This is a genomic window from Methylophaga frappieri, from assembly GCF_000260965.1.
Lineage (GTDB): Bacteria > Pseudomonadota > Gammaproteobacteria > Nitrosococcales > Methylophagaceae > Methylophaga > Methylophaga frappieri.
Genome location: NC_017856.1, coordinates 185130 through 197911, shown reverse-complemented (window position 1 = coordinate 197911; position 12782 = coordinate 185130). Strand labels below are relative to the sequence as shown.

Below are 12782 nucleotides of genomic sequence, written 5' to 3'. Positions count from 1 at the left end.
ACCGGCATCATAATCGTCGACATCGTAGTTGACCAGTCTTTAAAGACAGTGATTGGCAACAGGTTCGTTTTATACTCATCCTTAGGTCGGGTTGTTTAGTCTCTTTCTGGGGGGATTGCCAATGAAAGCGTTAACACCATTTGGCATGTTTTTGGTGTTTATCTTAGCTGTGGTTGGCGGCTATATGACCGGGCTTTTCGCGCGACTACTATATGAGCTAGCAGCACAGCGAATGCGACGCACTTTGGCCATTGCGCTTAACGCCGTATTTTTTGTGGTACCAATATGGGCGCTATTTCGTATCGTAAACAATGAGGGTCAGCTTTGGTTTTATCTTTTGCTGTTACTTTTCTACTTTCTTGGGCTTCGCGAAACCGTGCTGGCATCTCCAACAACCGACAGGCCCGACCGCAATTATGATATTGATGACGACTGATTCTGGTGACACGGAGCAGGGTATGACGACAACAAAACGAAAACGGCGGATATTACTGTTACTTGGCGTGTTGTTTGTCATTGCTTTTGTCCCGCTGGCGGATCTGGCGGCACCCCAATTAAGTGAGATGCTTCGTATTACACTCACGATTTATGCGTTGGCACGCGGATTAAATGCTGTGATTTCTGTGATGCAAGGCACCGAGTTGGCAATCGAACCGATGGGCGTCGGTTTGACCCTGACGCCGGGACAAATACTGGATCCGCTCAACGATCTTATCGAACAGGTTTCGACGGTTTTACTGCTGGCCTCAGCGTCGCTGGGCATACAACAGATTGTAATTACCGCGGCGGATATTAATCTGTTTCGAGGACTATTGGCGTTATTGATTGTACTGACAGCGATCCTAGTTTGGCACAGGCCGGGTTTGGACACAGCCAAGCCCATGCAGTATCTACTCAAATTGATTGTCGTCCTCAGTGTTCTGCGGCTAATCGTTCCGGTGACAGCACTGGTATCACATCAGGCACAGGTCTGGTTACAGCATGACAGACAGCAAGCCGTGGCAGTATTAGATGCAACGGAATCCAGCCTGCAGTCATTTCAACAGTCAGCCGGCAATGAAGACAAGAAATGGTATCAAGGCTGGCGGGATAATCTGGATATTAAAGCGAAACTTGAGCAGATTAAATTGCGTGCAGAGCAGGCCGTTGAGGCGGCTGTTTATCTGCTAGCTGAGTTTTTATTGATTATGGTTTTGCTACCGCTGCTTTTACTTATCATTGGTTGGCGATTTGTCACTCGTTTGCTTATACGTTGATTCAGGCTGATTTGGCTAACGGTGTTTGCCGAAGCGTTTCAGTGAGTGACTCCAATTCGCCTAATAGGGCAAGAAAATCGGATGAGTTGAGTTTTGTTTGACAAACAACCTGATGCTGAATATCGGCAATCTCGGCCTGCATATCGCGTGATTTTTTTGTTAAGAAGATGCGGACAATGCGTTCATCGCTATCATTGCGTTTTTTTGTTAACAAGCCGCCTCGTTCCAATCGTTTTAAAATAGGCGAAAGTGTGCCGGAATCAAGTCTCAATCGCTTCATTACATCACGGACTGCAACACCATCTTGTTCCCATAAAACCAACAACACCAGATATTGCGTATAGGTTAAGTCGTGGTCTGCCAAAAGTTGGCGGTAGACGCGAGTAATGGCATTGGTGGCACTATATAGTGCAAAGCAGAGCTGGTTATCCAGCTGCAAATTTTCAAATTTACTCATGGTTTCCTTTCCGGAAGGACCTGTTATCGCAGTTGATAACAGGCTAACTGACAGTGATGAAGTAATTATATCAAACTCAAGGCAATTCCGTTATTTCTGATTAAGGATTTTCACTTCACGTTGTGGGAACGGAATTTCAATATTATGTTCATGGAAGGCATCCCATAGCATCAATAAGAGATCGGCACCGACACGATTCTCCCCATCATCGATGCCTTCCATCCAAAATTCAACCAGAATATCGACACCAGAATCGCCAAAACCGGAAATTTCCGCATCAGGTCTTTCTTCGATGGGGACTTCGTCGCCACTGATGATGCGAGGATGACGTGCAGCCACTTCTCGAATCAGGTCAAAAAGAAAATGTAAGTCAGTTTTGTAAGCGACTTGAAAATTTAGTGCATAGCGTTGCTTGAAATTTTTATGGGTCCAGTTAGTAAAGCTAGTCGTAATGAATTGTTCGTTAGGTACCATAATGTCTTTGCCATCATAGGTTTCTAACGTGGTAGAGCGCATATTCAGCTCACGAATCGTCCCTTTTCGGCCATCTTCCATCTCGACATAGTCGCCGACGCTGAGCGATCGTTCCAGCAGCAGAATAATGCCAGAGATAAAGTTTGAAGCGATAGATTGCAGGCCGAAACCAAGCCCAACACCCAAGGCACCGCCAAATACGGCCAAGGCGGTCAGGTTAATCCCCATAATTTGCAGTAAAAGCAAGAATAGAACGAAAAACAACACGATTTGGAACAGTTTGGCAAACACTTCCCGGGTGCCAATATCCAAGTCTTCCTGACTGCGAATAATCTGCTGGCCAGCATGATTTGATAATCTCCCCAGCCAGAACAAAATAGAGCCAAAGATCAATACACGAACCACGCCATAGGCAGATAATTCAATATTACCCAGCGTGATAGAAATCCCTTCCAGGTATGTAATAACGGGGGGTAACCAGCCAAATACATGCAAAATGGCGATAGGCAGTAAAACGTAATATGCCAGCTTTTTGAATAGAATTTTTTGTACCAAGCGGTCAATGAGTTTGTACAGCATAAAAATGACTGCCCAACTCATTGCAATGGTAACCAAACCCGCTTTGCCAAGGACTGACTGACTAATATCGGCTGTAACTGATAAGAATAAGATCATCATCAGTGGCAAGAGAAGATCACGACTATTGTGAATAGAGGTCCGTAAATTAAGCAATGCGCCGCTTTTGGGCGGCTCTTTTAATAGCGGAATGTGGCGACGAATAAAGCTGGCGACTAATTGAGCTGCCAAGAACCCGAGAACAATAAAACCAATCTGGGAATAAAAGCTCGGACTGGTTGCTAGCGTCAGCGCGCTATCAAAAGCATTACTGAGAAAAGTCGTGATTTTATTCAAATCCATCGTTAGCAACTCGTAAACAAATCAGGTGAATGTAAAAGAATACCTAGTGATGTTCAAGCGAAATGCTGAAATGCTAGGCTGAAAACGCACTATCGTGGGAAATGTTAAAAAGACGAGACAAAAAAACCTTGTTACCTGCTAGAAGACGCAGATAACAAGGTGTGTTTGATAAATAGCTAGGTGAGAAGATTAATTAAACAGACCGCGAATGCCTTCGCGAATCACATCGCCTACGCCTTCTTTTGTGCCCTGTTTTGTCTGATCAGCTGCTTCTTGTTGCGTTTCGCTTAATAAATCACTTAAAAAGCCTGAACCTTGACCTGATTCAGCAGTGCCTGAAGCAGCATCAGTGCTTTTATTCATTTGGCCAAAAATATCAGGCATTTGTGTAACTTGAACGCCAGGAGGTAGCTGGAAGATGCCGTCTGATAAGTCATCTGTACTTAAGGAGACAAGTCGCATTTCATCGCTAACCAACATGCCATATTTGCTGACATCAATGCCTTCAACCTGATCAAAATTAGTCATGTTTTTGCCACCAAATACTTCAACCAGACGACGCATTGCCTGCATCGTGGGCAAGGTATCAGCAGATTTGCTTAATACCACTTCAGACTGTTTTTTCCACTCACCGCTCCAGTCATCACCGACTTCGACGCGGTAGCGTTCACCGCTGTATCCGGCGATCGTTTCTGATTGGCCCATCGGCGTCAGACGGGTTTTCTTTTCAGCTTGTTTGCCAAGCATACCTGCCATGCCCTTGGCTGACATCGCCGTCCAGTTACCATTGTCACGAGAAATCATGTATGGCTCACCGCCTGAAATCAGCATGAAGGTGTCATCGCCCGTCGCAAAACGCATGTGATTATCATCTTGATACTCAATGATAAACTTGCCATCAGGGCCTTCATATACGGCGCGGGTGTCAGCGATGGCGGTGTGAGTTAGCAATAGTAAGCTTGCAGCAGTCAGGCTAAATGTGGAGAGTCGTGTTTGCATTGGTATTTTCCCTAATTAACATTAATTCTGTATTCACACAGACGCAAAAAACGCATGTTCAGCTTCAAAAATACGCCCATCATACTGTTTAATCAAAAAAATGACAGACACGAGTATGGTTCGTTCATGGTCTGATTAACCACAAAATTTATCTTCTATTTACCAGGGAGAGCGCGCCGTTAAATACAGTCCTGATTGTATCGTTAAAAATCCGTTTCCGTGATTTTTATTGCCCGGAACATCGCGCATTTTCGAAAAGTGTCAATATCGGGTGCAACCTGCAGATTATTAGCGACGCGCAACACCAGTCGCAGCAGCATTTTCATATCACGTGGACTGATTTGTTCGAATGTTGCGAGTAGTTGCCCCAACAATTTATCCGTCAAATCGAATTGGTATTGCCGGGCAAAAACTTGCCATATTCTGGCTGCATTTTCTGGGGTCGGAATCGTGTATTCGATAATGGCAGCACAGCGGGAGATAATGGCTTCATCAATATCCGAAGGGCGGTTAGTTGTCATAAACAGCAAACCACTAAAATACTCCATGGTTCGTAAAAACTCAGCAACGATGGCGTTTTGCTCGATGTTATCGTGCCGTTTAACAATAAATACATCCGCTTCATCCAGTAACAGCACACAATTCCAGCGCTCACTGCGGGCAAAAATGGTTCTCAGGTTTTCCTCAATGTCCTTGGCATTGGTGCCGAGTGAACCGGAATGCAATAAGTACAGTGGCCGTTCGATTAATTCAGAATAAATCTCGGCAGTCAGTGTTTTACCCACCCCGGGAATGCCTTTACAAAGAATCACATTACCTGCTGTTTTGCCTTCAATAATATCGCCGCTGAATATATCGACATTGGTGGTTAGGACATCCAGCAGATCGTGATGGGTTTTTGGAAGAATCAACTTATCTTTTAGAGACTGATCATATTCATATGCCGTTAAGTAATCGGAATGAATCCAAAAAAACGCGTGGGTTTTCAGGTTAAAAACCCGTAGCAAACACCACTCCGGCAGGGGGAGTAAATTCTCCTCGTCGTCAACCAAACAGGACTCACGCAGCTGCGAGTAAGTTTTGACCTCATTGGCTGCCATGTCGTGAATCACTCTGGCTTTCACGGCAGCGCCATCGGAGTTGGCTTGTGCCCGGTCCGTAAATAAAAACCCTTCTGCAATAAATTGTTCGGAAAACTGCCCCTGAATAGCTTGGTAATACCGTGCCATACTGGCTTCATAATCCGCTTTAAGCGCGTCAGTTTCTTTATAGACGTGCTTCACTTCAAGCGCTTCAGCAATCCGTTTTTTATTTACCTCACTGGGGTAAAAAACAATGTAGTCATGCTCAAAGCCGTAATAGCCTTTGGTCATGCTGGGCGATAAATGGCAGACATGAATCAACAAAGATTCCTCTGCGTGGGCCGCGGCAGGTTTATAACTGAAATCAGTCACCAAAGCTGGATAGTATTTTTGGTCTGCTTTTTGGATATAAACCCAGCCGTCGATGAGGTTATGTTTCAGATAAGACTGCAGCGTGGAGGAAAACGCTTTGAAATTAGGAATCGGATTATCAAATTCACCATCCCGTGCCAGTAAAATTGCCTCAATGGCCCGTTTTGACTGTCTATCAGCTAATTTATCCGCTACCCGCGCCATATCCTGCAAGGCAATCAAAGAGAGTTGACGCGGCTCAACCTCAATTTCCGTTGATTTCACAATGCCCCGACTATCAGCTTCTTCGCGCGCTACTTTGTCCCGATATGGCGCCAGATCGCTGTGTTCAGTGGCTTTGATAAAATCATGAGAAACAATAAATGACACAACAAATCCGTTAAATTTAGTAGACAAGTCGATAGTATCAGCATCAAGCTGAGATACAAATCAGGGAAATGAAGCTGATTTGCACCGCTTGTAAAATGAGGGTGATTGAGAAGACGTTTTAACTGAATTATGTAACGTATTGCGCTATCAGAATTCGACCGCCAAGGTATATCACCCAGAAGATAGACGCTTAGCCAATATGATCGTCGAAGATAAAGCTTGGCTCAGTGCGTACGGCTGTTTAATGGTTAGATACTTCGTAAACGCCGTTGACATCAATCTTCACTGAATTTGATTTTGTATTCGTCGTCTCAATATAATTGATAATGACTTTCATTATCAACTACATCATTATGTCATTATGACAACTTCAGTTGACACCGCAGCAGGTATCGCAGATTTATATGATGCCCACCATGGGTGGTTAAAGTCGTGGCTACACGGCAGACTTCAACACGCCCCAGATGCGGCTGATATTGCTCATGATGTCTTTGTCAGATTAATCGTGAAGCCCGCACCACGAGGTCTTAAAACTGTTGCAGAAGCACGGTCTTATTTGCGAACTGTGGCAAATGGTTTGTGTATTAACCTCTGGCATCGTCGTGAAATAGAACAAGCATGGCTTGAAACCCTCACGCATCAGCCGGCTGAATTTTCACCATCAGCAGAGCATCAGGCAATCATCCTGGAAGCGTTGCATGAAGTCGGCATGATGTTGCTCGAGCTACCCACCAATGCGGCTAAAGCGTTTCTGCTCGCTGAGGCTTGTCAGATGACGCAAAAAGAAGTTGCACATGAATTAGGCGTTTCAACGCGTATGGTTCGCAAATATCTGGCTCAAGCCATGCTTCAATGTATGCTGCTTGAAGCCCGACATACTGCAAGTCATTTGTCAGTTTCGGAATTTCCGCATGAATCATAGCCCAACATATTCTGAACTTTTGGCTGGGTTATCACATCAAGCGATGGAGCAAGCGGCCAATTGGTATGCTTTATTAGGCTCTGATGGCGTTACTGAGATAGATCGCCAACAGTGGCGGCTTTGGTTAGAAAAAAACTCGGAAAACGAACGGGCTTGGTTATATGTTGAGTCAGTTAGCCGTCGGTTTAAACCACTGCGTTCGACACCCGATCCGAGGCAGGCAGCTGAGGGGGTATGGGAAGCAAACAAACGTATCCTAAAACGTCGCGATATTTTGGGCGGTTTGTTCAGCCTTTTTGGTGTCGGTGTGGTGACTTGGTCAACGTGGCGCTATACGCCAATAGCAATCATGGCTGAGGCCTGGCATGCGGAGTATCAAACTGAGGTTGGAGAAATCCGTGATGTGGTGCTCTCAGATGGCAGTCAGCTTTGGCTGAATACGCAAACGGCTGTTAGCGAGCATTTTGACAGGCAGCGGCGTCGACTAAAATTACATCATGGCGAGGTGCTAATTGATACCGCCGCTGATGCAAATCGACAATTTTCTGTTGTGACACCGCATGGCAATCTTGTGGCGCTTGGCACACGGTTCACAGTTTATACGACGGCTGAGACAAGCCTGATTGCCGTTTATCAGGGACGTGTCAGCATTCAGCCCACTACAACACAACCGATTATCATTGAGGCGGGCCAACAAATCCGCTTTGATTCGCACAGCTACGGTGCGCTTGAAAACGCAAGCAAAGCACGAACGTCATGGCATCGCCGCGTACTCGTAGCACAAAACCTGAGTTTGGCTGCGTTGGTCGGAGAATTACGTCGATATCGACACGGTCATGTGGGCTTGCACCCTGATTTAGAAAGCCTTGAGGTATTTGGTCAATTTCCCATCACCCAGACAGATGAGACGCTGGATATGTTGGCAGAGGTATTACCAATAAAAATACAACGCACCTTGCCATGGTGGGTAACGATTGAACCTAAATAAACGCTGTTTTATGCAAAGGGGTTCCGCTTTTTTGCTGCTCAATTGATTACTAAAGCAGACGCACAGATGACATCAGCATCATCGCTGGTTAAATGCGCGTAATTTGCCAATCAATTGTGAAGGAAAAATAGGATGCCAAATAGGACGCAGCCCTTTGATTTATATCCGACGGTTTTGTCGCCAAGCAAGCAGAGCGTGACCTCAACAAAACATTTTCCAGTTCGCTCTATCGTACTCGCGCTTCGGTTATCGCTGGCTACCAGCTTGCTTGCAACAGGAATAGGGCCTTTGCCGGCAATGGCCGAGTCAGATGTATCAAATTTAGCACCAGCCACTTCAACAACCCAACAACATTTTAATATCACTCCCGGACCTTTGGTTCAGGTTTTAACCGAGTTCTCGGGAGTGGCAGAAATCTATTTTGTCGGCGCTTCCTCACTTGCCGCAGATAAAACCAGTGCTGGTGTGAGCGGTAACCATACTATTCAAACAGCGTTAATTGAGATTCTCAGCGGGACCGGATTGCAAGCTGAGAGAAATAATCAAGGACGATATGTCTTGAGACGTGCGCCGGAACAGATTGCATTACCAACATTAGCGGTGATGGGGAGACTATATGGGGCAAAAGAAACAACTTCGTTAGCCGATTCATCTGCCTCGGTGGGTATCATCGATGAAAAAGCCATTGATTACGGCCAGATAAGCTATCTGCCACAGGCAATGCGGCGATTGGCAAACGTTGAAAAAGGAGCCACAAATAATACCGGGTTGGTTGTTCGGGGCATGAATTTTGAAGGGTTTTCTCCCGCCGGCGCACCAATGGGCTCAATTTATGTCGATGGGATCTTGCAGAGTCGTTATAACTCACGTTTTGGTGCGCGTAATCTTTGGGATGTTGAACAAGTTGAGTTATATCGAGGACCACAAACGACCCTGAGTGGTCGTGCAGCCACTGCTGGTGCCATTTATTTAAAAACGAAAGATCCAACATTTGATAAGTCCGTATCGCTGTCAGCAACCACCGGTAATAAAGACCTTAAAGGTGGTGGGTTTGTTGTTAATACCCCGTTAAGTGAAAAGCATGGCATTGCCTTTCGGGTATCGGGGATATATGAAGAAAATGAAACCGAAGTGCGTTATCCCAGTTATGGTGATTTTGCCAATTATGATGACTTTCGTACTGAGCTTAGTGGGGCTTTTCGTGCCAAATTGCTGATTGAGCCCGATACCTTGCCCGATACTCGGATAATGCTGACCTATGGGTATTCCAAGGATCGACCCAACGAACGTTTGGTTGGCCCCGACATTAATGATCGAGGCGATTTTTATCAGTTTTCCACTTTTGCTGAATATCGTGAGATTGACGTTCATAACACGGGTTTGGAGGTCACGCACGCCTTATCACCTTCACTGACTCTAACGTCACAAACGGGCTTGAGTCATGGCACCACGGATCGTGAGTCCATTGATAATGGAACACGCAATCTGGTCAATGCGTTTTACGGTACGTATGACGATACTTTGCTATCTCAAGAAATTCGCTTGAATTATGAACAAGACGAGTGGCGCTGGGTGGCCGGTATCTTTGGCAGTTATGAAGATCAAGACTCCGCCTTTTTTGCGCGATTAACCGAGTGGGGGATTGAGCAGGAACAATTTTACGATAGAAAAACAACGAATTTAGCGATTTTTGGTGAAGCGACCTATCAGTTTATGCCAGCTTGGAAAGTGACTTTTGGTGGCAGACTGGATTATCTGAAAGAAAAAACGGATGAAACGGACATTTTGGCATTTATTGGTGCCGGCGCCTCATCTTCGGTGAACAGCGCTGATATCAGCGAAGTCAACTTTGTACCCAAAGTTGGAATATCACGAGAGTTTGGTGAGGATCATATTGCCGGTTTTACTTTTTCACGCGGCTTTCGTACAGGTGGTTTCTATGTAGAGACTTCAACGGGCAAGGCCGAAACTTATGATCCTGAATATGCCAATAATTATGAATTTTATTACAAGGGATTGTTTCTGGATCAGCGTTTGCGCTTGAATGCGAATGTGTTTTATACCGAGTACAAAGATCAACAGGTTGAAACCTATCCTGATCCCAGCACACCAACCGGCACGATTGTGAGTAATGCGGCGTCATCTTACGTGATTGGTTTTGAGTTGGAACCCAGCTTTCAAGTCAATGAGGCATTATCGGTGTTTGCTTCTCTGGGATATTTACATACTGAGTTTCAGGACTTTAATCACTCAATTTACGGTGACCTTTCTGGCGAGCGTTTTCCTGAAGCATCAGAATGGAGCGTCGCTTTTGGTGGATTGTATGAGTTTAATAACGGGTTTTACGTAAGTTCGGATGCCAAATATCTGTCTGCTTACAATTCTCGATTTAGCACGAATCCGCCTCTTGATAAAATGTCATCCCGCTTCCTTGTGAATCTACAAGCGGGTATTCGTCGGGATAATTGGCAAGTGAATTTGTTTGCTGAAAATCTATTTGATAAACATTATTACACTATGACTGAATTGCAGGGTAGCCCCGTGTTTGGACAGGTGGGACCAAGCCGGTTAGTGGGGATAAACGTTAAAATAAACTTTTAAGAAGTTAACACAACCTGACTGCGATATTGACATCAGTTAGTCAATATCGCAGTCAGGTTATTTTGATATGGCTTATTATTTTATGGAATACGGATTCTGCAAAGTGTCCGTTTTCTCGATAGGTTTTGGCTGGTATGCCCAGATACTATCCCTTGCTTCACCGTGGTAGACGCGTCGCATCGTTGCTTTAGCGAGAGTGGCAAAGCCCCCAGCCATTAATAGCGCTATCGCATCAACCAGAAGTAAATTATATTCGGTGTGCATCCATAACCCTGTTGCTGGCACAATTAAACCAATCAAGCTGGATAGCGGGATCGCGGCTGTCAGAACGGTAGCTAACCACAATAAATCAACCAGACTTCGTGCTGCTCCGCGAAGCAAAGACCAACCAATCGCAGCAAAAAACATCAGGTAATACACCCATTGAAAGCTGGAAAACACAGCGATAGATTGCCCCGATAACCACTTAGTCGTGGCTAACATTAAGGATATGCCACAAACACTGCCAAGACAGACGCCGACGGTCAGTATAGCCAGGATAGTGACATCTTTGCGCTGAACGGGGTCGGGTTCTTTTGCTTTTTGTCTTTTACGCCGGTTTTCTAACCATAATAAATTGCCGGTATAGAATAACCAGGCACCAGCAAGGCCAAGGATAAAATAAGCCCAACGAATCGGGGAACCGCCATAGGTGGCAAAATGGAGTGCGAAGAAACTACTTACCGCGACCATGCCACCACTCTGCTTACCAGGCAAATATTCAGTTGATTGCACCTCACCACTATAGGGGTTAATGGCAACAAACCCACCAGGATGCCTTGGCGCTATTGCCTTATCATCGTGTCCCCATATGCGGACACTGGCTCGCGGTGTTGTCAATGCGGTGAATTCGATCTGATAAGGCTTAAAGTTAGGTGATAAGGCTTGAGCAGTGGCGATTAGCTTTTCTGTAGAAACCATCTCTGCTGGATTGGTTGATTGTCCGGTGACTGGTTTGGGGGCATCCGCAAAAAACGCCTCACGGATTTTGCCATCATGAATGAACTCGTTTTGTGCGCCATACAATAAGTCATGGTAAGCAAAAACAAAGGCCGTACAAACCATGATGATATGAAAGGGCAGGCTGGTGACGCCGACCACATTATGCGCATCCAACCAGACCCGTTTTGGTTTTCTGCCCAAACGGAAAGCGAATAATTCTTTCACCAGAATTGGCAACAGGATAATCAGACCAGAGACCAATGCTAAGGCATACAGACCTGAAAAAATCCCCATGATCCAGCGATTAGGATCACTGTCTACCGGCAAACCGACCACACGATGTAAGGTATCAATAAAATCGGCGACGGGGGCGGGGTGGACTTCTTCAGTTATTAATTCGTCATTCGTATTGAGGTGAGCCGTGTAATATCGATTCGCCGAAACATCATGATCACCCGCATTTTCATCTTCCACCATCCACAGAACTTGATGGGTATGTTGCACTTCCGGGTCCAGGCTGACTAATAATGTCCCTGTAGCTTCGGGTTCTGCCGCAATAATGCGTGCAATGAAATCAGGCATTTCTGCCAAGGGCGTGATCTCAGCCGATTCAATTGGTGGCGTTGCCCAGTCTGTAAGGGTGTCTTTAAAGATAGTCAGCGAACCGGCATAAAAGGCGATAAAGAGTGCCATACCACTAATAATACCAACCCAAGTATGAACAGATTTGTAGATGCGAATAACGTCAGCGTTTACTTTCATAGGTAAGGCTCTCAGACTTATTTGAACAAAAAGTAAATGGCGAACAAAATGATATTCGCACCCGTTAGCCATAGCCAAGCACGTAATCCAGAGCGAAACAAAAAACAGGTACTGAGAATCGTTAACCAGATCGGCGGCAATAACCACATGATTAATTGTGCTTCTGCGCTAATGCGTATCTTCAATGGCAGTAAATAAATCAGGCCGGTTGTGGCGAGCGCTATAAAAAAGCCAAGTATTAATCCAGCTAAGGTTTTCGATAGCCAATCGTTACGCATAGGTTCAGTTTTTGCTTTCATCGACGTGTTTTCCTAATCGATTTCCATACGCCAATATAAGGAAATAAAAACAGCATCAGCATGATCCAGGTCATCAAGACAAAAATAGCGGCGACAGTCTGCATCGCCGCAATCAACAGAATCAGACTGATAGTGAATAACAGCCAGCCGCCGCGTCTAAGCCATACTGGTGACCAGGTTGATTCTAGCCAGAGTTGATGTTTTGAGGCGAGATAGATAAAAACACTGCCAACGAGGGCTAACAACAGAGCGAGGTAAGCAAATAGAGACATTTTTGGCTCACTAAAATAAAAGCAGCCGCG

12 protein-coding genes are annotated in these 12782 nt (G+C 45.3%); 5 read left to right on the top strand and 7 right to left on the bottom strand.

Annotation, left to right across the window (positions count from 1 at the left end):
• Positions 1-121 precede the first annotated feature (121 nt).
• The gene (locus Q7C_RS00940; protein ID WP_014702827.1) at positions 122-436 is read left to right on the top strand and encodes a hypothetical protein; all 315 of its coding nucleotides are present in this window, start codon (positions 122-124) and stop codon (positions 434-436) included.
• A 22-nt stretch (positions 437-458) separates the two neighbouring features.
• Complete coding sequence (locus Q7C_RS00935) at positions 459-1256, top strand: hypothetical protein (protein ID WP_014702826.1); 798 nt, start codon at positions 459-461, stop codon at positions 1254-1256.
• Position 1257: 1 nt separating this feature from the next.
• On the opposite strand, the gene Q7C_RS00930 is transcribed toward Q7C_RS00935, so the two are convergent.
• The 4 genes from Q7C_RS00930 to Q7C_RS00915 form a co-directional block, all read right to left on the bottom strand.
• The gene (locus tag Q7C_RS00930) at positions 1258-1713 is read right to left on the bottom strand and encodes a MarR family winged helix-turn-helix transcriptional regulator (protein ID WP_014702825.1); all 456 of its coding nucleotides are present in this window, start codon (positions 1711-1713) and stop codon (positions 1258-1260) included.
• Between the two features lie 90 nt (positions 1714-1803).
• On the bottom strand, positions 1804-3105 hold the full coding sequence (locus Q7C_RS00925) for a mechanosensitive ion channel family protein (protein WP_014702824.1): 1302 nt from the start codon (positions 3103-3105) through the stop codon (positions 1804-1806).
• A 189-nt stretch (positions 3106-3294) separates the two neighbouring features.
• Positions 3295-4104, bottom strand: a complete 810-nt coding sequence (locus Q7C_RS00920) for a hypothetical protein (protein WP_014702823.1) — start codon at positions 4102-4104, stop codon at positions 3295-3297.
• Between the two features lie 203 nt (positions 4105-4307).
• On the bottom strand, positions 4308-5927 hold the full coding sequence (locus Q7C_RS00915; protein WP_014702822.1) for an AAA family ATPase: 1620 nt from the start codon (positions 5925-5927) through the stop codon (positions 4308-4310).
• Positions 5928-6288: 361 nt separating this feature from the next.
• On the opposite strand from Q7C_RS00915, the gene Q7C_RS00910 reads away from it, so the two are divergent.
• From Q7C_RS00910 to Q7C_RS00900, 3 genes are all read left to right on the top strand, one after another.
• A complete protein-coding gene (locus Q7C_RS00910) occupies positions 6289-6849 on the top strand; it encodes a sigma-70 family RNA polymerase sigma factor (RefSeq protein ID WP_041366327.1) in 561 nt (186 codons plus the stop codon).
• Positions 6839-7837, top strand: a complete 999-nt coding sequence (locus tag Q7C_RS00905; RefSeq protein WP_014702820.1) for a FecR domain-containing protein — start codon at positions 6839-6841, stop codon at positions 7835-7837. The genes Q7C_RS00910 and Q7C_RS00905 overlap by 11 nt, the downstream gene beginning before the upstream one ends.
• 132 nt (positions 7838-7969) lie before the next feature.
• Entirely contained in the window at positions 7970-10438 is a 2469-nt protein-coding gene (locus Q7C_RS00900) for a TonB-dependent receptor (protein ID WP_014702819.1), read from the top strand.
• Positions 10439-10513: 75 nt separating this feature from the next.
• Here Q7C_RS00900 and Q7C_RS00895 read toward each other — a convergent pair whose 3' ends face one another.
• Genes Q7C_RS00895 through Q7C_RS00885 form a run of 3 tightly spaced genes read right to left on the bottom strand, consistent with a single transcriptional unit; the run spans position 10514 to position 12752 of the window.
• Positions 10514-12181: a PepSY-associated TM helix domain-containing protein gene (locus Q7C_RS00895; protein WP_014702818.1), complete on the bottom strand. Its 1668-nt coding sequence runs from the start codon at positions 12179-12181 to the stop codon at positions 10514-10516.
• A 17-nt stretch (positions 12182-12198) separates the two neighbouring features.
• Positions 12199-12480, bottom strand: coding sequence for a hypothetical protein (locus tag Q7C_RS00890; protein WP_014702817.1), 282 nt, complete (start codon positions 12478-12480; stop codon positions 12199-12201).
• Positions 12477-12752: a hypothetical protein gene (locus tag Q7C_RS00885; RefSeq protein WP_014702816.1), complete on the bottom strand. Its 276-nt coding sequence runs from the start codon at positions 12750-12752 to the stop codon at positions 12477-12479. The genes Q7C_RS00890 and Q7C_RS00885 overlap by 4 nt, the downstream gene beginning before the upstream one ends.
• Positions 12753-12782 lie beyond the last annotated feature (30 nt).